Annotated in this window: 18 protein-coding genes and 2 pseudogenes; 15 read left to right on the forward strand and 5 right to left on the reverse strand. The window is 74.6% G+C overall.

Annotation, left to right across the window (positions count from 1 at the left end):
- Positions 1 to 9: 9 nt before the first annotated feature.
- The 8 genes and pseudogenes from OHB00_RS08865 to OHB00_RS08900 form a co-directional block, all read left to right on the forward strand.
- Positions 10 to 225 (forward strand): annotated as a pseudogene (locus OHB00_RS08865) (MbtH family protein); the annotation flags it as partial.
- Between the two features lie 24 nt (positions 226 to 249).
- Positions 250 to 459, forward strand: a pseudogene (locus OHB00_RS08870) (acyl carrier protein); the annotation flags it as partial.
- Between the two features lie 60 nt (positions 460 to 519).
- A complete protein-coding gene (locus OHB00_RS08875; RefSeq protein ID WP_406432981.1) occupies positions 520 to 1,467 on the forward strand; it encodes a thiamine pyrophosphate-dependent dehydrogenase E1 component subunit alpha in 948 nt (315 codons plus the stop codon).
- Positions 1,464 to 2,501 carry an alpha-ketoacid dehydrogenase subunit beta gene (locus OHB00_RS08880; RefSeq protein WP_406432983.1) on the forward strand — a complete coding sequence of 346 codons (1,038 nt, stop codon included), beginning with the start codon at positions 1,464 to 1,466 and terminating at the stop codon, positions 2,499 to 2,501. The genes OHB00_RS08875 and OHB00_RS08880 overlap by 4 nt, the downstream gene beginning before the upstream one ends.
- Positions 2,498 to 3,712, forward strand: a complete 1,215-nt coding sequence (locus OHB00_RS08885) for a 2-oxo acid dehydrogenase subunit E2 (protein ID WP_406432985.1) — start codon at positions 2,498 to 2,500, stop codon at positions 3,710 to 3,712. The genes OHB00_RS08880 and OHB00_RS08885 overlap by 4 nt, the downstream gene beginning before the upstream one ends.
- Complete coding sequence (locus tag OHB00_RS08890; RefSeq protein ID WP_406432987.1) at positions 3,696 to 5,294, forward strand: hypothetical protein; 1,599 nt, start codon at positions 3,696 to 3,698, stop codon at positions 5,292 to 5,294. The genes OHB00_RS08885 and OHB00_RS08890 overlap by 17 nt, the downstream gene beginning before the upstream one ends.
- Complete coding sequence (locus tag OHB00_RS08895) at positions 5,291 to 6,103, forward strand: thioesterase II family protein (protein WP_406432989.1); 813 nt, start codon at positions 5,291 to 5,293, stop codon at positions 6,101 to 6,103. Before OHB00_RS08890 ends, OHB00_RS08895 begins: the two co-directional genes overlap by 4 nt.
- A gap of 226 nt (positions 6,104 to 6,329) precedes the next feature.
- Complete coding sequence (locus tag OHB00_RS08900; protein WP_406445687.1) at positions 6,330 to 6,953, forward strand: DedA family protein; 624 nt, start codon at positions 6,330 to 6,332, stop codon at positions 6,951 to 6,953.
- Between the two features lie 25 nt (positions 6,954 to 6,978).
- Here OHB00_RS08900 and OHB00_RS08905 read toward each other — a convergent pair whose 3' ends face one another.
- Positions 6,979 to 7,974 (reverse strand): Lrp/AsnC family transcriptional regulator, encoded by a 996-nt coding sequence (locus OHB00_RS08905; RefSeq protein ID WP_406432991.1) that lies wholly within the window; start codon positions 7,972 to 7,974, stop codon positions 6,979 to 6,981.
- A 190-nt stretch (positions 7,975 to 8,164) separates the two neighbouring features.
- Here OHB00_RS08905 and OHB00_RS08910 point away from each other — a divergent pair, with 190 nt between their 5' ends.
- A complete protein-coding gene (locus OHB00_RS08910; RefSeq protein WP_406432993.1) occupies positions 8,165 to 9,754 on the forward strand; it encodes an MFS transporter in 1,590 nt (529 codons plus the stop codon).
- A gap of 4 nt (positions 9,755 to 9,758) precedes the next feature.
- Here OHB00_RS08910 and OHB00_RS08915 read toward each other — a convergent pair whose 3' ends face one another.
- A complete protein-coding gene (locus tag OHB00_RS08915; protein ID WP_406432995.1) occupies positions 9,759 to 11,090 on the reverse strand; it encodes an enolase C-terminal domain-like protein in 1,332 nt (443 codons plus the stop codon).
- A gap of 676 nt (positions 11,091 to 11,766) precedes the next feature.
- On the opposite strand from OHB00_RS08915, the gene OHB00_RS08920 reads away from it, so the two are divergent.
- Positions 11,767 to 12,354 carry a hypothetical protein gene (locus tag OHB00_RS08920; RefSeq protein WP_406432997.1) on the forward strand — a complete coding sequence of 196 codons (588 nt, stop codon included), beginning with the start codon at positions 11,767 to 11,769 and terminating at the stop codon, positions 12,352 to 12,354.
- Positions 12,355 to 12,376: 22 nt separating this feature from the next.
- Positions 12,377 to 16,642 carry an HAD-IC family P-type ATPase gene (locus OHB00_RS08925; RefSeq protein WP_406432999.1) on the forward strand — a complete coding sequence of 1,422 codons (4,266 nt, stop codon included), beginning with the start codon at positions 12,377 to 12,379 and terminating at the stop codon, positions 16,640 to 16,642.
- A gap of 23 nt (positions 16,643 to 16,665) precedes the next feature.
- On the opposite strand, the gene OHB00_RS08930 is transcribed toward OHB00_RS08925, so the two are convergent.
- Both OHB00_RS08930 and OHB00_RS08935 read right to left on the reverse strand, forming a co-directional pair.
- On the reverse strand, positions 16,666 to 17,340 hold the full coding sequence (locus OHB00_RS08930) for a response regulator (protein ID WP_406433001.1): 675 nt from the start codon (positions 17,338 to 17,340) through the stop codon (positions 16,666 to 16,668).
- Entirely contained in the window at positions 17,337 to 18,566 is a 1,230-nt protein-coding gene (locus OHB00_RS08935; RefSeq protein WP_406433003.1) for a sensor histidine kinase, read from the reverse strand. The genes OHB00_RS08930 and OHB00_RS08935 overlap by 4 nt, the downstream gene beginning before the upstream one ends.
- Positions 18,567 to 18,739: 173 nt before the next feature.
- Here OHB00_RS08935 and OHB00_RS08940 point away from each other — a divergent pair, with 173 nt between their 5' ends.
- From OHB00_RS08940 to OHB00_RS08955, 4 genes are all read left to right on the forward strand, one after another.
- The gene (locus OHB00_RS08940; RefSeq protein ID WP_406433005.1) at positions 18,740 to 19,432 is read left to right on the forward strand and encodes an ABC transporter ATP-binding protein; all 693 of its coding nucleotides are present in this window, start codon (positions 18,740 to 18,742) and stop codon (positions 19,430 to 19,432) included.
- Positions 19,429 to 21,771 carry an FtsX-like permease family protein gene (locus tag OHB00_RS08945; protein ID WP_406433007.1) on the forward strand — a complete coding sequence of 781 codons (2,343 nt, stop codon included), beginning with the start codon at positions 19,429 to 19,431 and terminating at the stop codon, positions 21,769 to 21,771. The genes OHB00_RS08940 and OHB00_RS08945 overlap by 4 nt, the downstream gene beginning before the upstream one ends.
- A gap of 79 nt (positions 21,772 to 21,850) precedes the next feature.
- Positions 21,851 to 22,219 (forward strand): DUF779 domain-containing protein, encoded by a 369-nt coding sequence (locus OHB00_RS08950; protein WP_406433009.1) that lies wholly within the window; start codon positions 21,851 to 21,853, stop codon positions 22,217 to 22,219.
- Positions 22,220 to 22,292: 73 nt separating this feature from the next.
- The gene (locus OHB00_RS08955; protein WP_406433011.1) at positions 22,293 to 23,534 is read left to right on the forward strand and encodes a phosphodiester glycosidase family protein; all 1,242 of its coding nucleotides are present in this window, start codon (positions 22,293 to 22,295) and stop codon (positions 23,532 to 23,534) included.
- 9 nt (positions 23,535 to 23,543) lie between these two features.
- On the opposite strand, the gene OHB00_RS08960 is transcribed toward OHB00_RS08955, so the two are convergent.
- A complete protein-coding gene (locus OHB00_RS08960) occupies positions 23,544 to 23,738 on the reverse strand; it encodes a hypothetical protein (protein WP_406433013.1) in 195 nt (64 codons plus the stop codon).
- Positions 23,739 to 23,791 lie beyond the last annotated feature (53 nt).

The following is a 23,791-nucleotide window of genomic DNA, read 5'->3' on the forward strand; positions in this document are numbered from 1 at the left end:
GAGCCCTCCATGACCGACACCGCCGCCACGGCCGCCCCCGCCTACCGGGTGGTCGTGAACGACGAGGAGCAGTACTCCGTCTGGCCGGACCACAAGGAGAACCCGCCGGGCTGGCACGACGCCGGGAAGACGGCGAGCAAGGAGGAGTGCCTCGCCTACATCGAGGAGGTGTGGACGGACATGCGCCCGCGGTCCGTCCGTGAGGCCGTGTCCGAGGCGACGTCCGACGCCACGCCGCTGGTCCGGCTCATCGCCGAGATCCTGGAGACCGATCCGGCTCAGATCGACGACGAGACCGGACCGGGCAGGTCCGCCGACTGGACGAGCCTGCGGCACATCCAGCTCGTCACGGCCCTGGAGCACACCTTCGGCATCTCGCTGTCGCAGGCAGAGATCCGCGGCATGACCTCCGTCGCGGCCATCCGGGAGACGCTGCGTGCCAAGAACGCCGTCGTCTGACCGACCGGCCGGCCGAAGCGTCCCGCTCGCCCGCCGCAGACACCGGGAGAGGACCAGCAAGTGACCGACCACACGGCGACGACGACCGTCGCGACGGTGCCGGAAGGCGCCGGCAGCACCTCGCCACCGACGGACGCCGACCTGGCGGCGATGCTGCTGATCCGCCATTTCGAGCGCGCCCTGCTCGACCTCTTCGCACGGGGCGAGCTGCACGGCACGACCCACACCTGCCTGGGCCAGGAACACGTGCCGGTCGCGCTGGCGCCGCTGCTGGGCGAGCGTGACTACGTCTTCAGCAACCACCGCGGCCACGGCCACTACATCGCCAGGTTCGGCGACCCGAGCGACCTGCTCGCGGAGATCATGGGGCGGGAGGGTGCCGTCTGCAACGGCGTAGGCGGCAGCCAGCACGTCTTCCGCGACCGCTACCTGTCCACCGGTGTGCAGGGGGAGAGCCTGCCGGTCGCCGCCGGGGCCGCCCTGCACCTCAAGCGGCACGAGCCGGGCGCCCTCGCGCTCGCCTACACGGGCGACGGCACCTGGGGCGAGGGCGCGGTGTACGAGGCGCTCAACATGGCGGCGCTGTGGCGGCTGCCGCTCCTCGTCGTCGTCGAGAACAACGGCATCGCCCAGTCGACGGCCACCGGTACCCACATGGCGGGCACCGTCCAGGCCCGCGCCGCCGCGTTCGGCATCGCCCACCTGCGCGTCGAGTCCACGGATCCGGCCGGGATCCGGGCGATGACGGGGCCGCTCGTCGAGCGGGTCCGGGACGGCGCCCCGCTGGTCCTGGAGTTCGTCACCCAGCGGCTCGGGCCGCACAGCAAGGGCGACGACACCCGGACGGACGCCGAGCTGCGCCGGGTGCGCGAGGCCGACTGGCACGCGCGGTACCGCACGGCGCTCGGCGAGCGGTTCGCGGCGGCCGACGCGGCCGCCGCGGACCGGGTCGCCCGGCTGGTGGCAGAGGTGGCGGCGCGGCCGCTGTCGGTCTGGAGCGCGGCATGAGCGGGCGACCGGTACGGGTGGTGGAGAACCTCAACCTCGCGCTGCACGAGCGGATGCGGGCCGACGCGCGGCTGTACGTGCTCGGCGAGGACATCGCCGACCCCTACGGAGGGGCGTTCAAGGTCACCCGAGGGCTGTCGCAGGCCCATCCGGACCGGGTGATCACGACGCCGATCAGCGAGAACGGCATCGTCGGGGTCGCCGCCGGACTCGCGCTGGCCGGGGACGCGGCGATCGTCGAGATCATGTTCGGCGACTTCGCCGGTCTCGCGTTCGACCAGATGCTGAACTTCGCCAGCAAGTCCGTGTCCATGTACGGGCGGCGGCACCCCATGCGCCTGGTCATGCGCTGCCCGTCCGGCGGCAACCGCGGCTACGGGCCGACGCACAGCCAGACCCTGCTGAAGCACTTCGTCGGGATACCCGGGCTGTCGCTGTTCGAGCTGTCGCCGTTCCACGACAACCGGGCGGTGCTGGCCCGCATGCTCGACCTGGGCGAACCGTGCGTGTTCGTCGAGGACAAGGTCCTCTACACCCGCCGGACGGCCGGGGGCGGCCGGGTGGACGACCTGTTCGACTACGCCTTCCTCGGCGCGGACGACATCGCCCCGGCGCAGGTGCACGTCGATGCCGACGGCGACGTCGACTGCCTCGTCGTCGCGCCCGGCGGCGTGGCGGACCGCGCCGTGGCCGCCATGCGCGACCTGCTGCTGCGCCACGAGATCAGCTGCCGGCTCGTGGTGCCCTCCCGGCTGTACCCGGTGGAGACCGGGCCGCTGGTCGAGGCGGCGCGGCGGGCGTCGTACGTGTGCGTCGTCGAGGAGAGCACGGCGGGCGGGACCTGGGGCGCGGAGGTCGCGCACGTCCTGCACGAACAGCTGTGGGGGCGGCTACGGCGGCCCGTGCGGCTCGTCCACTCGGCCGACAGCGTCATCCCGACGGCCGTCCATCTGGAACGCGCGGTCCTGGTCCAGGCCGACACGATCCGCGACGCCGTGCTCGCGGACCTGCAGGGCGAAAGGAGCCCGGTGTGACCGCCATCGAGGTGCCGAAGCTCAACAACAACGACACCGCCTACGTGCTCGTCGAGTGGCTCGCGGAGGACGGACAGCGGCTGGAGGAGGGCGATCCGGTCGTCGTCATCGAGACCTCGAAGGCGGCCGAGGAGCTGTGCTGTGAGCACGGCGGCGTGCTGCAGCGGCTGGTCGCCGCCCCCGCCGACTGCGCGCAGGGCGATGCCATAGCCCGCCTGTTCGCCTCCGAGGCGGACCGGCAGGAGTTCCTGGCGGAGCGGCCCGCGGACCCGGCGCCCGCGCCCGTGGCCGACGGCGCCGCCGGGCTGCCCACGCTCACCGAACCCGCGCGGCTCCTGGCCGAACGGCACGGGATCGAGCCGGCCGCCCTGGCCCGGCTGGGCCTGCGGGTCGTGCGCGAGGCCGACGTACGCCGACTGGTGAGCGAGGCCCCGCAGGACAGCGGGGCGCGGGCGCACACCCCGAACCGGGCGCAGCGCGCGGTGGCCGCGGCGGTCGCGCAGTCCCATCGGGAGATCCCGGCCGCCTTCACCGCGGTCGTCGTCACCGTCGACTCCGCCCTGGCCACGGCCAGGGAGCTGTCGGAGCGGACGGGGGCGCTCATCGGCCTCCCCGAGCTGCTCGTGGCCGTGCTCGGCCGCCTGCACCACCGGTTCCCGCTCTGCTACGGCACGCCCACCGGCCAGGGCACGCTGCTGCTGCCCGAGGAGGCGCGGGTCGGTGTCACCGTCGATGTCGGGCGGGGCCTGTTCGCACCGGTGGTGAAGAACGCGGGTGAGCGGGGGCTGGACGAGATCGCCGGGCTGCTGATGGACTACCGCATCAAGGCGATGCGGGAAGCCTTCCAGACGGACGATCTCAACGGCGCCAACATCCTGCTCTCCCTGAACCACGACGAGGACGTGCTGTTCGCCCAGCCCATCGTCTTCCCGGGCCAGACCTGCGCGGTGTCGCTGGCCGGCACCCGCCGTGAGGCCGTGTTCACCGACGACGGCGCCGTCGTCGCGCGGTCGGTGGCCGTCGTGGGGCTGGCCTACGACCACCGGTTCGTCAACGGCAGTACCGCGGTGGAGTTCCTGAAAGCGATCAAGAAGGCGCTGGAATCACCTTCCGGGCTCGGCGACCCCGGCGCGGACGCGGCCGGGGTGTCCCGGCCTTCCCTGGCCGGTGTGCGCGGTGAGGAGGCGGGGGCCGATGCCCGCGACCGCTGAGCGGGACGACCTGGCCGCCGCGGCCGCCGCCGTACGGACCCGCCGCCGGGGCCTGCCGGCCGCCCCGGCGGTCCTGCGCACCGGCGTGCTGGCCTCCTACACCATCGACCCGATCGAGCCGTACCTGCACACCGCGCTCGCGGACGCGGGTCTGGTCCCGGAGATCGTCTTCGGGCCGTTCAACCAGATCCTGCCCGAGTGCCTGGACGACGACGGGCGCATGGCGCGGCTCGACCCGGACGTGCTCGTCGTCGCCCCGCGCTGGGAGGAGATGCCGGACGGCGACGAGGAGGGCGAGCTGCTGCGGATCGCGGACGCGGCCCTGCAGGCGGCCGGACGCAGGGAGATCTGCCTGGTGTTCGTGGTTCCCGCACTTCCCCAGGACCGGGCCGGGGTGGCCGACGCCGGACGCCCCGACGGGGTCGCGGCGGCCGCCACGGCGGCCAGGCAGCGGCTGCGGGACCGGCTCGCGGCCCACCCGCATGTGCTGGTCGCCGACGCGGAGGAAGCCGTGCGCGACGTCGGCGCGCTGCGCGCCCACCACCCGGGCCTGTACGCGTTCGCCCGCATCCCCTACACCGAGGAGGTGTTCTGGCGGCTCGGGCTGGGAGTCGCGCGGCTCCTCGGGGTCCACTTCGGCGGGGTGCCCCGTGCCGCGGTGCTGGGCGGCGACCTCCTGGCACCCGGCTGTCCGGAGGTCCTGAGCGATCCGCTGGTCCGGCTGGCCGAGGCGGGTGTGCGTCTGACGGTCGCGGGACCGGTCGACGGGGAGGCGTTCCTGACGGCGTTGACCGGCGCCTGGGCCCCGCTGGCACCGTACCTGGCGTCGGACCCGGCCGGCGCGGGCGACGCCGAGTCCTTGCGCGCGGCGGCGGACGGCCTCGGGCCGTGCCTGCTGCTGACCGCGGACCCCGGGCTGGCCGCGGCGGCCGACGGGGTCGAGGGACTCCAGCCGGTGCTCCTCGGCCCGGCTCCCGAGGCCTGGCCCGCCGAGCTGCGGGAGGCGGGCGTCTTCGACCGGCCCCTGCGCGGGCGGCCGGGACCGGACGGCACGGACGGCACGGCGCCCTCGGCGGAATCTGCCCGGACGCTGTCGCTGGAGGAGTTCGTGGCCGGCCTGGACGTGTCGGTCGCGTTCGACGAGACCGCCGGCGGCCTCTCCCCCAAGGTGGCCGATCTGCTGGCGCGGTCCAAGGACTTCGTCCTGGGCCCGGTGCCGGACGGGTTCAGCCCGGCCGACTTCGCCGGCGGGGACGACCGGGTCCTGCTCACGGCCGATGTCCACGACCGGTTCGGCGACTACGGTCTGGGCGCGGTGGCCGCGCTGGCGCTGTCCCCGGACATCTGCCGGGTCGAGGTGTTCTCTGTCTCGTGCCCGGTGATGGGCCGCGGGGTCGAGCCGCTCGTCCTGCAGCGGATCGTGGACATCGCGGGACGCCACGGCTGCGGCACGGTCGAGCTGGTGCTGACCCCGACCGGGCGCAACGGTGTCGCGCTCGAATTCGCGGCCGGGGCCGAGGAGCGCACGTGGGACGGCGGCGGCCGGAGCGTCGCCGTGCGGGCGGTGCGGCGGCCGTGGTGAGCCGCAGACCGCTCACCCCGTTGCTGTGGCGGTTCGGCGAGGCGGGTGACCCGGCGGGCGTGACGTTCGTGCTCGCCCCGTTCGCCGGGGGCAGCGCCTACTCGCTCGCCGAGCTGCCGCCGAGGCTGGTACGGCCCGGCGACACCGCACTGGTGATCCAGTACCCGGGACGCGGTCCGCGCAGCACCGAGCCGCACGCCACCAGCCTGTCCGAGGTGGCGGCGGAGGCCGCCCGGGACATCGTCCGGTACGGCACCGGCACGCTGGTGCTGGCCGGTCACAGCATGGGCGGGTTGCTCTGCTACGAGATCGCCGCACTGCTGACGGCCATGGGCCGGCCCCCGGCAGGGGTGGTCGTCTCGGCCGCTCCGCCGCCGGACCGGGTCCGTCTCGACACCGCGCGCGTGCTGTCGATGGGGCGCGGTGACTGGCTCGCCGAGCTCGCCGAGGGCGCGGCGGCGACGGGCTCGCCGGTCGACACGGACGACCTGGCCGACCTGGTGATCCCGGTGCTGCGGGCCGACTATCTGATGCTCGCCCGCTACCGGCCGGAACACGGTCCGCTCCGGGTGCCCCTGCTAGCCCTCGGCGGGACCGGCGACCCCTGGGTCACCGACGACCACCTGGCGGCCTGGCGGGCCTGGACGGCGGGCGACTTCGAGCGCCGGACATGGCCCGGCGGCCACTTCTACTACCGCGAACGGGTCGACGACCTCTGCGCGGCGATCCGGTCCATGCCCCACCGCGCCGCCACGGACCACGGCTCCCGGCGCGGCGGAACCGGTCACGGTCGTCCTGCCGGGGTCTGACGGCGGGGTCTTCGAGGACAGCAGGGTGCGCTCCTCGGCGCTGAACCTGCTCCTGGCGATGCCGGTCACCGAACGTCGCCGTGAGATCGGCATGCTGCGCGCCGTCGGCATGTGCCGCGGCGGGAGGCCGGACGTCCGGGCGCGCGGTGTCACGGGCGGGTCCGCGGGCACTGTCACGCGACACTTGAGTGAGACGGCCGGCGAACAGGGCGGGGAGGCGAGCGTGGTGATCGCCGTCAATCCGACGGACAGCGGTTCGCTGCTCGCTGCCTTCGGGGCGCTGGGCGTGCTGGCGGTGATCTTCGCCGAGTCGGGGCTGCTGGTGGTCGGCTTCTTCCTGCCGGGTGACACGCTGCTCTTCCCGGCCGGTGTGCTGTGCGCGGCGACCGCGGACCGGCCGCCCCGGCTGGAGCTGTGGCAGGTGCTGGTGTGCGCGGCCGTCGGCGCGGTGGCGGGCGGACAGGTCGGCTATCTGATCGGCCGGCACGGCGGGCGGCCGCTGCTGGCCCGTACCTCGCGACCGCGGGTGCGGGAGGGTGCCGTCCGGGCGGAGCGCCTGCTGGCCCGTTACGGATACGGCAAGGCGCTGGTGATCGGCCGTTTCGTGCCGATGCTCCGGTCGGTGCTGCATCCGGCGGCCGGGGCGCTCGGGGTACCGGTGCGGCCGTTCACCGTCTGGCAGGCCGTCGGCGGGGTCCTCTGGTCGCAGAGCTTCGTGCTCGCCGGGTACGCCCTGGGTTCCTCGGTCTCCCACATCGACCGCTATCTGCTGCCGCTGGTCGCCGTGATCGTCGGACTGTCCCTGCTGCCGCTGCTGCTGGAGGCCCGCCGGGCGCGCCGCGGCCACTGACTCCGCTCGCGGGCGGGGCGTCCGTCTAGACGGACGCCGGCGGCACCAGGCGGCCCCGGGAGATGAGGGAGGCCGCCTTCTTGAGGTGGTGGACGCTGATGCTGACGCCGTAGCCGTCGATGCCCGGGGTCGCGGCGATCCGGGTGGTCAGGAAGCGGTAGAAGTCCTCGGGATCACGGGTGATGACGCTGACCATCAGGTTGTGCTCCCCGCTGATGGCGCCGGCGAAGGGGACCTCCTCGTACCGGGCGGCCTCCGCGCCGACCCGCTCCAGGTGGGCGGGGGCCACCCGCAGCCAGAGGATGGCGTTGAGCCGGTGGCCCAGCCGCTCCGGCAGCAGCTCGACCTCGTACTCAAGGGTTCCGGAGCTCTCCAGCGTCTCCAGCCGGCGGGCCACCCGGGACAGCGACCAGCCGGTGAGTTCGGCGAGCCGGGTATGGGTGGTACGGCCGTCCTGGGCGAGGGCGTCGAGCAGCGGGGCGTCCTCGTCGGCGGGCGGGGGCGGCGGCCCGGGGGTGAGCGGCGGCCGTTCCGAGGTCAGCAGCCGGACCTGCGCGGGGTCGAGGCTGTCGCCGTAGCCGGTCCAGCCCGCGGTACCGGGAGCGTCGTAGTTGTGGATGATCAGGTCGATGCTGACGTCCAGGACCGAGGCGGACCTGGGCAGTTGGCGGAGCAACACGTCCTCGCGCGGCATGTCGAGCGGTGAGCGCATGACGCAGATGATCTCCGAGCCGCCCGAGGCCAGATGGGCCCAGGAGATGTCGGGGCGCCGGGCGAGGGCGTCGGCGAGCGGGGCGACCCGGTCGGGACGGCAGCGGATACGGGTGACCCACTGCGCGGCGCCGTACACCCGCGGGTTGACCAGCCCCACCACGCGCAGCGCCCCGCTGCGGCGCAGCGCCTGGTAGCGGCGGGCCGCGGTCTGCTCGGAGACCCCGGCCACCTCGCCGATCCGGCGGAAGGGCAGCCGGGGCGCGCACTGCAAGGTGCGGAGGATCTTTCGGTCCACCTCGTCAAGCATGGTGGAAGTGTGCCATGCCCCTCCGTCATCTGGAGGATTCTGCGGGTGCGGGCCGAGTTGGTTGGCGGTTGCGTGAGCGAGACCGGATGCTGTGGCGGCGGGTTTCCCTTCGGAAGTCCGTACCACACAGGCCACCGGACACGCCGGTGGTCTTCGACCGCGGCGCGGTGCGCCGCGAAGGAGTATCTCCGTGAACGTCACGACACCGGCGAGCGTGCGGGTCGAGCGGCGGGCGGCCACGATCGTCATGGCCTGCCTGGGCGTCTTCGTCGCCTACCTCCCGGTCACCACCGTCGCCGTGAGCCTGCCCGCCCTGCAGGCCGCGCTGAACGCGTCGACCGCCCAGCTGTCGTGGGTGCAGGACGCGTTCGTGCTGCCGATGGCCGCGTTCATCCTGACCGCGGGCGTCTTCGGGGACGTCCACGGGCGCAAGAAGGTGTTCCGGGCGGGCCTGCTGTTCTCGGCGGCGGGCGCGGTCACCGCGCTGTGCGCGCGCTCGATCGAGGTGGTCTGGGCCGGGCAGGCCCTGGCCGGGGTCGGCGCGGCCGCGCTGCTGCCGACCACGCTGGCGCTGATCAGCCACGCGGTGCCGGACCACCGGGAGCGCGGCAAGTTCATCGGCGTCTGGGCCACCTGCCTGATGGCGGCCCTGGCCGTCGGCCCGCCGATCGCCGGTGTGGTCGTCCAGCACTTCTCCTGGCGCTGGATCTATCTGCCGAGCGTTCCCGTCGCACTGCTGGCCGTGGCCGCGGCCCGGTGGCTGCCCGACTCGCGGGCGCCGCACGGGCGCCGCCTGGACTGGCCCGGCCAGCTGACCGCCACGCTCGCGGTCACCGCCCTGGTGTACGGCGTGATCGAGGGCGGCGCGAGCTCGTTCACCGACGTCAAGGTGATGGTGGCGCTGTTCACGGCCGTGGTCGCCGGGGCCGCGTTCGTGCTGGCGGAGCGGCGCAGCGACAGCCCGATGCTGGACCTGAGCCTGTTCCGCAGCCCCGCCTTCACCGCCACCACGCTGGTCGCGATGACCAGCTTCCTGGCGCTCATCGGGTTCTTCTTCGTGCTCAGCCTCTACTTCGGCATGGTGCAGCGGCTCGACACCATGCAGGCCGCGTGGCGGCTGCTGACGGTCACCGGAGCGGCCCTGCTGGTCGGCGGGCCGGCCGGGCGGCTGATGCACCGGATATCGGCGCGTGTGATGATCACCGGCGGTCTGCTGCTGGTCGCCGCCGCCCAGTTCGCGCTGACCGGTCTGGCCGCCGACACCTCGTTCGGCTCGGCGGCCTGGCGGCTCGCCCTGCTGGGCCTCGGCATGGGCTTCGTCATGACGCCGATGACCGCGACCGCGGTGGCCTCCGTGCCGTACCACCTGGCCGGCATGGCCGCCGCCGGCAACAACGCCTTCCGGCAGGTCGGCGGCGCCCTCGGTCCGGCCGTCCTGGGCGCGCTGCTCACCAGCCGGGCCCTCGACGCGCTGCCGGGGCACCTCACCGACGCGGGGGTCACCGGCGCGGCTCAGGACCGGATCGTCACGACCGCGCAGACGGACGGCCTCGGCGCGGTCGCCGGGCTGGACCTGGGCGCCGCGACCGGCCGGACGATGGGCGCGCTCGGCGACTCCTTCCTGGACGGAATGCGCCTGTGCCTGATCACGGCGGGCAGCCTGACGCTGCTGGCCGCCCTGGTCGCGGTGGTCCTGCTGCGCGCACCCCGGCAGCAGCGGACGCTCAGGGCGACGGGGCACCCCACGGCCGAGAAGGTCTCGGCGGCGCGGGGCGCCTGACCCCTCATCGCACCAGGCAGGGCCGTCTGGCGTCGAAGGCCCAGCCCTCCACGAGGTACTGCATCCCGGCCGTGTCGTCCCGCACCGCGCCGAGGCCCTGCTCCTCGTGGAGGGCATGGGCCGCGAGCAGTCGCTCCATGTCGAGCCGTACGCCGAGCCCGGGTGCGTCGGTGACGGCGACCTCGCCACCGCTGATCCTCGGCGGCTCGACGGTGAGCCGCTCCTGCCCCTCCTGCCAGATCCAGTGGGTGTCCAGGGCGTTGTAGTCGCCAGGGGCGGCGGCACCGCAGTGGGCCATCATCGCCAGCGAGATGTCGAAGTGGTTGTTGGAGTGACAGCCCCAGGTCAGCCCCATCTCGTGGCAGAGCTGGGCGACCCGCACCGACCCGCGCAGGGTCCAGAAGTGCGGATCCGCCAGCGGGATCGACACCGACTGCAGGGCGAGGGCGTGGGTGAGCTGACGCCAGTCGGTGGCGATCATGTTGGTCGCGGTGGGCAGACCGGTGGCCCGGCGGAACTCGGCGAGGATCTCACGGCCGGAGTAGCCGCCCTCGGCTCCGCAGGGATCCTCGGCGTAGGCGAGCGTGCCGAGCAGCGGACGGCACAGCTCGACGGCCTCCCGCAGGGACCAGGCGCCGTTGGGGTCGAGGGTGATCCGGGCCTCGGGGAAGCGCTGCTTCAGCGCCTGGACGGCCTTGACCTCCTCGGAGCCCTCCAGCACTCCGCCCTTGAGTTTGAAGTCACGGAAGCCGTAGCGGTCGTAGGCCGCCTGGGCCTGCCGGACGATCGAGTCGGGGGTGAGGGCCTCCTCGCGGCGGATCCGGTACCAGGGCACGTCCGAGTCGGGTTCGCGGAGGTAGTCCAGGTCGGTGCGGCCGGGGTCGCCGACGTAGAAGAGGTAGCCGAGGACGCGTACCGAGTCGCGCTGCTTGCCGTCGCCGAGGAGGGCGGCGACGGGTACCTCCAGGTGCTGGCCGAGCAGGTCGAGCAGGGCGGACTCGACTGCGGTGACGGCGTGCACGGTGGTGCGCAGGTCGAAGGTCTGCTCGCCGCGGCCGCCGGCGTCCCGTCCGCCGAACTCCTCCCCCACCGCCCGCAGCACCCGCTGGTAGTCCCCCAGCCGTGCGCCGACGACCAGGGGCGCGGCATCCCGCAGCGTCCGGGTGATCGCCGCCCCACCGGGCACCTCGCCGAGCCCGGTCCGCCCCTCGGAGTCCTCGACGACCACGACGTTGCGGGTGAAGCAGGGAGCGTGCGCACCGGAGAGATTGAGCAGCATCGAGTCCCGGCCTGCCACCGGATACACGGAGAAACGGGTGACGAAGGGCTGACTCATGGGCGAACGTCCTCACTGCCTCGGAAGCGTCATCTACATATGCAGATAGAGGCTATGGATGCGGACACACTCCGGTCAATGGCAGACCGGCTCCTCACACCCCGACGGCTCCCACTCGCCCCCTCCAGACGCCACAACCCACGTGCGACACGGGCCCACAACAGCCCCGGGCCCACCGGGCCACGCCCGAGCCCGACCCCGCCACCGCCACTACCACCACCACCGCCACCGCCACCGCCACCGCCTACCCGCACCCCGCCACGACCGGCCGCCAAGCCCCGCAAGGACCGGCCGCTGACCCCGGCTGCCGATACCTCCCGTCAGGATCGCCCGCACACACAGCCGCGCCACCAAGCCCCACCGCCCCTCCGCTCACGCCGGCCCGCAGACCGGCTGCCGGCATCGCCCGCCCGCACAACCGCGCCACGGACCGGCCACCGCAGACCGGGCCGCCAAGCCGCGCCGCCCATCCCCGCCGCTGCCCCCTGGCGCCGTTGCCGGCGACCCGTGCAGCCCGACGAGGCCCGCCCTGGGGTCCGCCGTCGGCATCCGCCGCCCAGGGGGGCCTCCAGGACCCAAACTTTCCCAAATGTCTGGTAGATCCCAGATGTCCCGCGGCGGTTGGGGCACTCGGCACGCAGAACGTGTGATCCCTGCGTTGACGAGGAGTAGTCCCATGGCTGAGCAGAAGTCGTCCTCGGCCCTCACCGCGCCCCTGCGGAACGCTGCCTCGGCGGTGCGCCACGTGCCCGGCGCCGGGATGGTGACCAAGGCCGCCGAGGAGACCCTGGACAGGATCGGGGCCGTCTCGCCCCGGGGTCGCCGGATGGCCGTGTACGCCGGAGCCGGTGTGCTCGGGGCGGTCGGAGTCGTCGAGTGGCCCGTGGCGCTGACCGGTGCGGCGGTGGCCTGGCTCACCCAGCCCCGTCCGCAGCACGACGGCGAGACCGCCCACCCGGAAGCGGGCGCGGGCATGACCGACACCGCGGGCCACGGCGCCTACGTGGCGATGGGCGATGCGGCGACGGAGACGACGGCGCCGCAGGCTCCGGCCGCCGGCGCCCCGGGTCCGATGCGGGAGGACGAGATGCCGGGCGGCGCCTGGACACGGCCGGGTGATCCGGCGGCGCCGACGGCACCCGCCGTTGACCCGCTCGTCCCGCCCGTCAACCGGATGGCACCGCCCCTCGAACCGGAGGCATCGCCCGGGCCCGAGGATCCGCCGTCCACCGACCCGGCCCCAGCGCCGCCGCCCACCAGCTGACGTGCGCCGGGGTTGACGGGCGATGGCGCTCGGGTTGCCGACAGTGCCCTCACTGGCCGCGCGGGTCCTGTCCGAGGCGCCCCGGCTGCTGGCCCGGGCGGCCGCGCCGGGAGTCGGTGCGGTCGCGGGGGCGGCGGCCGGCACCGCGCGGGCCGGCGCGAGAAGCCTGGACACGGCCGCCCGGATGACCCGTGCGGCCCGCAACGCGCTGCTCGGCGACGCACGGCAGTGGCGGTCCGGCACCCGCGCACACCTCGCGCTGCGGGCGGCCGACCCCGGGGAGGCCGGCGCCGCGGGCGGTCTGCGCCGGATCGCCGCGCATGTCGCCGAGGTGCTGACCGAACACCCTGACGTCCTGTTCGCCTACTGGGACGAGGGCCTCGGCCGTCTGGTGGTGGCCGCCGCCGAGGAGACGGCCACGGACCAGGTCGTGGCGCACGCGGCCGACCTCGCCGCCCGGCACGGTCTCACCATGGCCGCCGACGGCCCCGAGGAGGTCACGCACCCGGCCGACCCGGAGGGCATCCGGGCGGCCCTTGCGACACTCGCGGCCGACCTGGTCGGTGCCGGTGCCGGCGTCGCCGCGTACTCCCTGCGGCTCCCGCCCTCCCCGCGCGCGGTGACCGCGGTGGTGACGGTGCTCAGGGAGAACCCCCGCGTGCGCGGCGTGATCCGCGCCCACCTGGGCGCCGACGCCATGGATCTGCTGCTGACCTGTGCCAACGCGGCGGCCCACGGGGCCGGGCAGACCCCCGCCGCGCTGCTGCTCGACAGCGCGCTGCGCGCCTGCCAGCTCGCCGACACCATGGCGCGGGCGGCCGCCTTCGAGCTCTTCCACGACGAGCTGTGCACCCCGGACCGGCCGAGCGTCGGCGACGGCGGCCGGCCGCGCCCGCCCCTGCGCACCACCCCGGCCCAGGAGTACGCCACGCACGCCTTCGCCGGCAGTGTGCTGGGCGCGGCGGCCACCCTGCTGGTCAAGCACGACGTCACCGAGGCGGCGGAGGCGGTACTCGCGGGCTCCCCCAAGGCCGCCCGGTACGGGCCGACCGCCTTCGAGGCGGTGCTCGGCGCCGTACTGGCCCGGTCGGGGCTGCTGGTCCGCGATCCGGAGCGGCTGCGCGAGCTGGAGCTGGCCGGCACGCTCGTGCTGCATCCCAGCGCGGTGTGCACCGCGGAGGGTGAACCCGACCCGTGGACCGAGCCGGTGCTGGACGCGGCCCGGCGCGCCGGACTGCGGGTGGTGCTTGTCGAGGACCCGGCGCTGGAGGACTTCACCGGCCTCGCCGACCAGGTGGTGGACGCCCGGCGGCCGTTGGACGACATCGTGTACTCCCTGCCCGAGGACGCGGGCGCGGTGATCACGGTGGCCCGGCTGTGGTCGGGCAGGGACACCGGGACGCTGGCCGGGCTGCTCGCCGGCGACATCGCGCTCGCGCTCACCGACGGCGGCAGCGCGGTCGTCTGGAGCGCCGACGCCCTCGCCCTGTACGGGTTGCCCGATGTGTGGCGGCTGCTGACCGCGATACCGGCCGCGCGCCGGGTCGGCCGGCGCGCGCAGACCCTGGCCCGGTCGGGTGCCGCGCTCTCCGGACTGCTGGTGGCCGTCGGCGAGAGGAGGAGCCGGCACGGCCGCGGCTGGATCGCGCTGCCCGGTCTGCGGCACGCCCCGGTGGACGGCGCCGCCGCGGCCGCCCTGCTGTCCGGGACCCGGGCGGCCCTGCGGGTGGCACGAGCCGAGGCTCCACAGCCCAGGGCGCGGGTGCACTGGCACGAACTCGGGCCGCGGGAAACCCTGGAGCGGCTGGAGCACGAACGGGAGGGCGAACCGCCCGGCGAGCGGGAACAGACCGCCGAGCCGTCCCCGGGCCCGCTGCTCACGCCGGTGCGATGGGCCCGGCGGCTCGCCGACGCCGTACGGAGTGAACTGGACGACCCGCTGACCCCGGTGCTCGCCGTCGGCTCGGCCGCGTCCGCGATCGTCGGCTCGGCCGTGGACGCCCTGCTGGTGGTCGGCGCGCTGGACCTCAACGCCCTGATCGGCGGGATCCAGCGGCTGCGGGCCGAACAGGCCGTGTCCGGGCTGCTCGCCGAGCAGAAACGGCAGGCCCGGGTGGCCGACTCCGCCGAGGAGCCGGAGACGCACACCGTGGACGCGGCACGCCTGGCACCCGGCGACGTGATCGACCTGCACACGGACGACGTGGTGCCGGCCGACGCCCGGGTGCTGTCCGAGGACGGCCTGGAGGTCGACGAGTCCGCGCTGACCGGGGAGTCGGTGCCGACCGAGAAGCACACCGTCGCGACCCCGCATGTGCCGGTGGCCGACCGGCACTCCATGGTCTTCGAGGGCACGACGGTGGCCGCCGGTCACGCGCGGGCGGTCGTGGTGGACACCGGCGAGCGCACCGAGGCCGCCCGCGCGGTCCACCTGGCCGCGCGGACGCCCCCGGCCGCCGGAGTGCAGGCCAGGCTGCATGAACTCACCGCGAAAGCACTGCCGTTGACGCTCGGCGGCGGCGCCGCGATCACCGGGCTCGCGCTGCTGCGCGGGACCCCGATCAGGGAGGCGGTGAGCGGCGGCGTCGCCGTCGGGGTCGCCGCCGTGCCGGAGGGGCTGCCACTGGTGGCGACGGTGGCCCAGCTGGCCGCCGCCCGGCGGCTGAGCCGGGCCGGGGTGCTGGTCCGGGCGCCCCGCGCGCTGGAGGCGCTCGGCCGGATGGACACCATCTGTTTCGACAAGACGGGCACGCTCACCGAGAACACACTGCGCCTGGTGAAGGTGGCCGGCACCGACGGGCAGAGCCATGCCCCGGACGACAAGGCGGCGGCCGGCATCCTGCGGGCGGCCGCCCGGGCCTGCCCCCAGCTCGAGGACGGCGACGGCCCGCCGGAGCACGCCACCGACGCGGCGGTCCTGGACGCGGCCGAACCCGACCCCGAGTGGGAGCAGTCGCAGGAGCTCGCGTTCGAGGCGGCCCGCGGATACGCCGCCGCCGTCGGCCGGCCCGGCGAGGAGCCGTCCCTGCTGGTGGTGAAGGGCGCCCCGGAGACCGTGCTGCCCACCTGCTCCGACGTCGCCCAGCACGCCTCGCGGACGGCGCAGGCACTGGCCGCCGAGGGCCTGCGGGTCCTGGCCGTCGCCCAGCGCCGCACGGGCGACACCGACGACGCGCCGAGCCTCCTCGAACAGCCTCTGGAACACCTGGAGTTCCTGGGACTGCTCGGCTTCGCGGACACCCCGCGCGAAACCTCCAAGGAGCTGGTGCGCAGTCTCCACGAGGAGCACATACGGCCGGTGATGCTCACCGGCGACCATCCGCAGACCGCCCGGTCCATCGCCACCGAGCTGGGCTGGCCCGCGGACACGGTCGTGGTGACGGGCGACGAGCTGGCCGCCGCCGACCGGACGGGCAGGGCCCGGATGCTCCGTGACGCCGGTGTCGTGGCCCGCGTGGCGCCGGAGCAGAAGCTGCAGGTCGTCGAGGCGCTGCGGGACGCGGGGCGGGTGGTCGGCATGGTCGGCGACGGCGCCAACGACGCGGCCGCGATCCGCGCCGCCGACATCGGTGTGGGCATCAGCGCCCGCGGCTCCGCCGCCGCCCGCAACGCGGCCGACCTCGTCCTCACCGACGACGACCTGACGGTGCTGATCGACGCCGTCCGGGAGGGCCGGTCGCTGTGGCACAGCGTCGCGGACGCCGTCGCCATCCTCATCGGCGGCAACGCGGGCGAGATCGGCTTCGGCATCCTCGGCACCCTGCTGTCCCGCAGCGCCCCGCTGTCCACCCGCCAGATGCTGCTGGTCAACCTCTTCACCGACCTGTTCCCGGCGATGGCGGTGGCGGTCACGCCGAAGGAGACGGCCGAGCAGCCGGACCCCGGGGCGCCGTCGGACGTGCTCGGCGCGCCCCTGCTCCGGCAGATCCGGCACCGCGCGCTGACGACCAGCGCGGGCGCGCTCATGGCCTGGCTCATCGGCCGCGGCACGCCCGGCACGCCCCGCCGCTCCAGCACGATGGCACTGGCCGCGGTGGTCGGCACCCAGCTCATCCAGACCCTGCTGGACCGCCGGGACAGCGCTTTGGTCCGCCTCGCCTCCCTCGGCTCGGCCGCCGTCCTGGTCGCGGTCATCGAGACACCGGGACTCAGTCACTTCTTCGGCTGCACCCCGCTGGGCCCGTTCGCCCTGACCGTCGTGGCCGCGTCGGTCGCCGCGGCCGTCTGGAGCCAGCGCGCCCTGCCGCTTCTGGAGCGGAGGGTCGCGAACCTGCTGCCGCGCCCGTGAGTCCGCCCCTCTCGGCCCGTCCCTCAACGACCGCCCGGGGTGACCAGCCCCGTCTCGTAGGCGACGACCACTGCCTGGGCGCGGTCGCGCAGGGTCAGCTTGCCGAGGACACGGGAGACATGGGTCTTGACGGTGGCCTCGGAGAGGTGGAGGCGGCCGGCGAGTTCGGCGTTGGACAGCCCCTGGGCGAGCAGCCGCAGGACGTCGAGTTCCCGCGGGGTGAGGTGGGCGAGGTCGCGGTGCAGGGCGGTGGAGCCGGCGCTCGCGCGGGCGAAGCGTTCCACGAGTCGGCGGGTGATGGCGGGCGCCAGGAGCGCGTCACCGGACCGGACCGTGCGCACGGCGGCGGTGAGGTGCTCGGGGCTGACGTCCTTGAGCAGGAAGCCGCTGGCCCCGGCGGACAGCGCCGCGTACACGTACCGGTCGAGGTCGAAGGTGGTCAGCATCAGGACCCGGGGCGGGTCGGGGGTGGCGAGGATGCGGCGGGTGGCCTCCAGGCCGTCCAGCTCGGGCATCCGGATGTCCATCAGGACCACGTCGGGCCGGGTGCGCCGTACGGCGGCCACCGCCTCGTTGCCGTCCGTGGCCTCGGCGACGACGTCGATGCCGTCGGCGGTGAGGATCAGCCGGAAGCCGGTGCGCACCAGGGCCTGGTCGTCGGCGACCAGGACCCGCGGCGGAACGCTCGGCGAACTCACGTGCGCTCCAGGGGAATCAGCGCGCGGACCCGGTAACCGCCCAGCGGACGCGGCCCGTTGTCGAGGGTGCCGCCATACACGGCGAGCCGCTCGCGCAGCCCGATCAGACCGCGCCCGTTGCCGGTGGCGGCGGCCGGTCCGGGGGTGCCACCGGAGTCGCTGACCTCGACGCGCAGTTCGTCCTCGCCGTAGTCGACGCGCACGTCCGCCCGTGAACCGGCCGCGTGCTTCAGGGTGTTGGTCAGCGCCTCCTGCACCACACGGTAGGCGGTCAGCTCGACCCCGCCGGGCAGCGGCCGGACCGTTCCGCGGACCGACAGCTCGACGGCGGTGCCGGTACCGCGGGTCCGGTCGATCAGGGGGCCGAGCCGTGCCAGACCCGGCTGCGGTTCCAGCTCCGGGTCCTCGGGGTCGTCCATGGTGAGCAGCCCCATCACCTGCCGCAGCTCCCCCATCGCCGTACGGCCGCCCGCCTCCACCGAGAGCAGCGCCTCACGCGCCAGCTCCGGCGAACTCGCCATGATCTTACGGGCGGCACCGGCCTGGATGACCATCACGCTGACGTTGTGCGTGACGACGTCGTGCAACTCCCGGGCGATCCGGGCGCGTTCGTGCTCCACGGCGGTGCGCAGCGCCTCGGCCTGCCGCCGCTCCACCTCCGCCAGCCGCATCCGGCTCTCGGCCGCCCGCACCTTCCAGGTGCGCAGTCCGACGGCGGTCATCACCAGCGGCGCGGAGATCAGCAGCGGCACGTACTGGGTGGGGACGGTCGGTTCGACGCCGAAGGGCGTGTGCGGGACCGACCTCCCGATCGTGAAGGTGACCAGCACGGCCACCACGAGCGTGCCCGTCGCCGCCATCCGGTGGGGGCTGTAGGCGGCCGCGCTGTAGGCGGCGATGACACAGGCGTAGAAGGTGAGCCGGGTGACGTCTCCAGGGGTGAGCATGTTCGCCGCCAGCACGGTCCAGAGCACGGCCAGCGGGTACCGGCGGCGCCAGGCGAGCGGCACGGAGGCGAGGATCGCCAGGCAGATCAGGCCCGCCGTGCCGTGCCGCCCGGTCGGAGGATCCGGGTCCGCCGCGTACTGGATCTCGGAGACGAGGACGACCAGGGCGAGACCGGCGTCGAAGAGCCGGCCACGCCCGGTGGGCCCGGGCGCGGGACCGCTGGGCTCGGCCAGTGCGCGCAGTCGTACCAGTGGGCCGGGCGCCCGTCTCGTGGTCATCGCCCCATTCTCGGCGACCTGGGCTCCCCGGGCATCCCTCGCCCGACTACATCTCAAGGATGACCCCGCACCCCGTACCTCCGGCACGGTACGGCGATTACCCCCGGCGGCCGTCGTGCCCGCCCCCGGCCGTTCCCTAGCGTCGGCGCCCACCGAGGGACGGAGGCCCACCGATGACGGCACCGCTGATCGAACTGCGGGACACTGCACGGCGTTACGACGCCGGACCGCCCGCGCTACACGACGTGACCCTGACCGTGGCACCCGGGGAGGCGGTCGCGGTGCTGGGTCCTTCCGGCAGCGGCAAGTCGACGCTGCTGAACCTGATCGCGGGCCTGGACCGGCCGGACGAGGGCACGGTGACCGTGGACGGGGTCCGGGTGGACCGGCTGGGCGAGGCGGGCGCGGCCCGTTACCGGCGGGCGAAGGTCGGGATGGTGTTCCAGTTCTTCAACCTGCTGGACGACCTGACCGTCGCGGACAACGTGGCCCTGCCCGCCCAACTCGCCGGAACGGGACGGCGCGAGGCCCGCCGCCGGGCCGGCGAACTGCTCGAATCCCTGGGCATCGCGGCGCAGGCGACCGCCTACCCGGGCCGGCTCTCCGGCGGTCAGCGCCAACGCGTCGCGGTGGCAAGGGCGTTGATGAACCGCCCGGCGCTGCTGCTGGCCGACGAGCCGACCGGCGCCCTGGACTCCGCGTCCGGCGCCGACGTCGCCCGCCTCCTCAAGGAACTGAACGCCGACGGCCAGACCCTGGTCCTGGTCACCCACGACCACGACCTGGCCCGGGCCTGCACCCGGCGCACGGTCCAGCTCGCCGACGGCGGGATCATCACCGACGTCACGGCGGAGGCGGTCCGATGAGCGCCCTGCTCCGGGTGGTCGGCTCGGGCATGACCCGTCGCCGTACGCAGACCCTGGTCGTCGTGCTGGCCACGCTGCTGGCGGTGACGGCGTCCGTGCTGGCCGGTGCGCTGCTGGCGGCCTCCCGGGCGCCCTTCGACCACGCCTTCGCCCGCCAGCACGGCGCCCAGCTCACCGCGCAGTTCGATGCACGCCGGGTCACCACCGCCCGACTCGCCGCCTCCGCACACGCGTCCGGGGTGACCGGGACCTCCGGCCCGTTCCCGACCGCGACCGCCGCACCGCAGAACGCGGGCGCGTTGTCGGTCGTGGGGCGGGCGGATCCCGGCGGTGCGGTGGATCAGGTCACGCCGGCCGAGGGCCGGTGGGCGCGGCGGACCGGCGAGATCGTGCTCGCGGCGGACTCGGACGGGCCGCCCGTGCGCCTCGGGGAGACGCTCAGGTTCCCCGGTCTGCCCGGCGGTCCGACGCTCACCGTGGTCGGCACGGCCCGCTCGGTGAGCCGTACCGCCGACGCCTGGGTGGTGCCCGCGCAGATCCCGGCGCTCACCGCCTCCGGCCGCCCCGGCGGCTATCAGATGCTGTACCGCTTCGCCCACGCGGCCACCGCCGCCCAGGTCGCCGAGGACCGCGCGGCGGTGTCGGCGGCGGTGCCGAAGGGCGTCCTCTCCGGCTCCCGGTCGTGGCTCTCCGTACGGGAGTTCGCGACCCGCGAGACGGCTCTCTACGTGCCGTTCCTGGTGGCCTTCGGGGTGCTGGGCCTGGTGATGTCGGCGCTGGTCGTCGGGAACGTGGTCGCCGGTGCGGTGGGCACCGGGCTGCGGCGGATCGGCGTCCTCAAGGCGGTGGGCTGCACTCCGGGGCAGGTCGTCCGGGCCTACGTCGGGCAGGCGCTGGTCCCGGCCGCGATCGGCACCGGGCTCGGAGTGACCGTGGGGCAGTTGCTCGCGGCGCCGCTGCTGGCGGAGACCTCTGCCGTGTACGGCTCGGTCGGGCTCGGGGTGTCCGCCGGGCTGGATCTGGCGGTCGTGGGCGGGGTGCTGGGCGTGGTGGCCGGCACCGCGTGGGTGAGCGCCTGGCGGGCCGGGCGGCTGCGCACGGTCGACGCGCTGTCCGTGGGCCGCACCCCGGCGGCGGGCCGGGGCCGTACGGCCGCTCGGATCGCGGCCCGGCTGCCGGTGCCACGGGCGGTGGGGGTCGGGCTGGCCCGGCCCTTCCACCGGCCGGCCCGGGCCGCCTCGATGGTCGCGGCGGTCGTCTTCGGCACGGCGGCGGTCACCTTCGCCGTCGGGATGGCCGCGTCCCTGGAGCAGGTGATCGCTGCCAAGAACCACAACGCGGCGGACGTGGCAGTGGGCGCCGCGCGGGTGCAGGGCCCGGTACCCGTCGGGCCGGGCGCTCAACAGGTGACGGCCGCCCAGGCAGCCGCCGTGAAGACCGCTGTCGCCGCCCAGCGGGCTACCCGCGACCAGTACGGCATCGCCACCACCGAGGCGAAGGTGGCCGGGGTGACGGACAGCGTGCCGGTGACCGCGTACGACGGCGACGCCTCCTGGGGCGGGTTCGTCATGGTGTCGGGGCGCTGGATCCGGACCGCCGGCGAGGCGGTGGCGGCGACCCCGTTCCTGACCGCGAGCGGGGCCGAGGTGGGCGACACGGTCACTCTCACCGTGAACGGCTCGCCGGTGCGGACCAGGATCGTGGGCGAGGTCTTCGACACCGGCCGGCAGGGCATGCGGGTCTTCACGGACCTGGCGACGCTCCGGTCCGCCGACCCGGACCTGTACCCCGCCGAGCGCGCCGTACGGCTCGCCCCGGGCACCGACCCGAAGGCGTACGTCAGGCACCTCGACGCGGCGCTGAAACCGCTCGGCTTCACGGCCACCGCCGCCAAGTCGGTCAACGGCAGTGACAGCGTGGTCGCCCTCGACACGCTGGCGGCCACCCTCACCCTGATCCTGGTGGCGGTGGCCGGACTCGGGGTGCTGGGCGGGGTCGTCCTCGACACCCACGAACGCATCCGTGACCTGGGCATCCACAAGGCGCTCGGGATGACACCCCGGCAGACGGTGACCCTGGTGATCGCCTCGGTCGTCCTGCCCGGCCTCGCGGGCGGCGTGCTCGGCGTCCCGCTGGGCCTGCTCGTGCACCGCACGGTGATGCCGGCCATGGGAGACAGCGCCGGACTGCGCCTGCCCGGCGTGGTCCTCGACGTCTACCGGACGCCCGAACTGCTGCTGCTCGCCCTCGGCGGTACGGCGATCGCGATCCTCGGGGCGCTGCTCCCGGCGGGCTGGGCGGCCCGGGTCCGCACGGCGACCGCGCTGCGCGCCGAGTAGACCGACGACCGCTTCTGGACGCGCCCGTGACGAGGCGTGAGACTGAGGGGGTCCGACGCCCCGGCCCGGGAGGACGGCCATGGCCGACCCGACAGCGACGCCACCGCGCGTCGAACTCACCCCGCGTGCGGCCGAGCTGGTGCGCCGGCTGCACGCCGAGCACGGGCCGCTGATGTTCCACCAGTCCGGTGGCTGCTGCGACGGCAGCGCGCCCATGTGCTATCCGGACGGCGAGTTCCGCACCGGCGGCTCGGACGTGCTGCTGGCCGAGCTGGCGGTGGACGGTGTCGAGCGGCCGGTCACCTTCTGGATGTCCCGCAGCCAGTACGAGGTGTGGAGCCACACCCGGCTGATCGTGGACGTGGTACCCGGACGGGGGAGCGGTTTCTCCCTGGAGGCACCCGAGGGGGTGCGTTTCCTCACCCGTTCTCGCGTAGTCGACGGCTAGCCGCCCCGCCGGCCACTCCCGTCTGCTGCACTTCCTGAGTCCTGGGGAACTTGACGAGACATCAGGAGGTGCGGTGACGCATCGTCGGAGACGGCTTGCAGCGACCACCCGAACTCTGTGCACGATCCTCACCACGTCCGGCTTACTGGCCGGTGCGGCCCTCGCGGGGGCGGCACCGGCCAACGCCGTGCCGGGGGCCGGCCGGATCGCGCCCGGCGTCGCCTACCGGCAGTTCGACGTCCCGGCGGCCAAGGGCACGGTCCACGCCCATCTGCTGACCGTCGACCTGACCGACCCGCACGTCCGCGTGGACCTGCTCTCGCCGGGTGCGGTGGCCGCACGCTCACCGGTCTCCGCGATGGCGGACGCGGCCGGCGCGGTCGCGGGCGTGAACGGCGACTTCTTCAACATCACCGAGACCCAGCACCCGGGCGTCGAGGCGACCGGCGCGAGCGTCGGCCCGGCGATCGCCCACGGCAGGGTGCTCAAGGCGGCGGTGCCCACGGCCCAGCGGTTCGGCCCGTCGCTGCCGCCCGGCACCGACACCACCGACGTCTTCGGCGTCGGCGTGGACCGCCGGGCCCGGCTCGACCGGCTGACGCTCGCCGGTACGGTCCGCACGCCCGACGCCACCTTCTCGCTGCGCGGGCTCAACCAGTACGCGCTGGCGCAGGGTTCCGTCGGCGCCTACACCACCGCCTGGGGATCGGCCTCCCGCAAGCGCGCCACCTGCGGCTCGGACACCGACCGGGCCGCCGGGTGCAGCACGGACACCTACGAGGTACTGATCCACGCCGGCAAGGTCGTCGCCAGGTCCGCGACCCCGGGCAGCGGTGCGATCGCCGCGGGTACCACCGTCCTGCTGGGCCGGGAGGCGGGCGCGGACCGGCTGCGCGCGCTCACCGAGGGCGAACGGGTCACGGTACGCGAGCACATGGTGGCGTCCGCCACCAGGATCCCGTACCGGTTCGCGGTCGGCGGCTACCCGGTGCTGCGCGGCGGCGAGCCGCCGGCCGGGCTGAACGACACCACCACGGCCGTGCGCACGGCCGTGGGCTACGCGAACGGCGGACGCGAGCTGCTGCTGTTGGCGCTGGACGGCGCGGTGGCCTACCGCAGCGGCATGACGATCGCCGAAGTCGCCGCTCAGATGCGGCGGTTGGGGGCGGTCGACGCGTTCAGCCTGGACGGCGGCGGCTCCACGACGATGGTGGCCCGCACCGCCGGGGCGAAGACGGTGAGCGTGCTCAACCACCCGACCGACAGCCCGGAGCGCGCCGTGGCGAACGGCATCGGGGTGTTCTGGAAACCCTGAGCGGGCGGCTCAGGGCTTCAGACTGCCGACCAGGTCGGCGGTCGCGGTGAGCCCGCCGCTGATGGTCGGCGCCATGCTGGTGCCGGCCAGGCAGAAGCCGAGCACCATGCAGACCAGGGCGTGCGAGATCTTCAGCCCGCCCTGGCGCATGAAGAGCACGGCCAGGAACAGGAGCAGCACCACCACAGAGATGGAAACGGCCATCGCGAACCTCCTCCGCCACGCCCGTTTCGGGGCGTTCGGCCGCAAGTGTGGCG

Source organism: Streptomyces sp. NBC_00631 (assembly GCF_045206895.1).
Classification (GTDB): Bacteria; Actinomycetota; Actinomycetes; order Streptomycetales; family Streptomycetaceae; genus Streptomyces.

Bases quoted from the DNA above. Each gene is read 5' to 3' on its own strand.
- OHB00_RS08940 (WP_406433005.1), top strand. From the start codon at position 18,740: ATGACGGCACCGCTGATCGAACTGCGGGACACTGCACGGCGTTACGAC.
- OHB00_RS08950 (WP_406433009.1), top strand. From the start codon at position 21,851: ATGGCCGACCCGACAGCGACGCCACCGCGCGTCGAACTCACCCCGCGT.
- OHB00_RS08915 (WP_406432995.1), bottom strand. From the start codon at position 11,090: ATGAGTCAGCCCTTCGTCACCCGTTTCTCCGTGTATCCGGTGGCAGGC.
- OHB00_RS08945 (WP_406433007.1), top strand. From the start codon at position 19,429: ATGAGCGCCCTGCTCCGGGTGGTCGGCTCGGGCATGACCCGTCGCCGT.
- OHB00_RS08920 (WP_406432997.1), top strand. From the start codon at position 11,767: ATGGCTGAGCAGAAGTCGTCCTCGGCCCTCACCGCGCCCCTGCGGAAC.
- OHB00_RS08935 (WP_406433003.1), bottom strand. From the start codon at position 18,566: ATGACCACGAGACGGGCGCCCGGCCCACTGGTACGACTGCGCGCACTG.
- OHB00_RS08880 (WP_406432983.1), top strand. From the start codon at position 1,464: ATGAGCGGGCGACCGGTACGGGTGGTGGAGAACCTCAACCTCGCGCTG.
- OHB00_RS08925 (WP_406432999.1), top strand. From the start codon at position 12,377: ATGGCGCTCGGGTTGCCGACAGTGCCCTCACTGGCCGCGCGGGTCCTG.
- OHB00_RS08960 (WP_406433013.1), bottom strand. From the start codon at position 23,738: ATGGCCGTTTCCATCTCTGTGGTGGTGCTGCTCCTGTTCCTGGCCGTG.
- OHB00_RS08890 (WP_406432987.1), top strand. From the start codon at position 3,696: ATGCCCGCGACCGCTGAGCGGGACGACCTGGCCGCCGCGGCCGCCGCC.
- OHB00_RS08905 (WP_406432991.1), bottom strand. From the start codon at position 7,974: ATGCTTGACGAGGTGGACCGAAAGATCCTCCGCACCTTGCAGTGCGCG.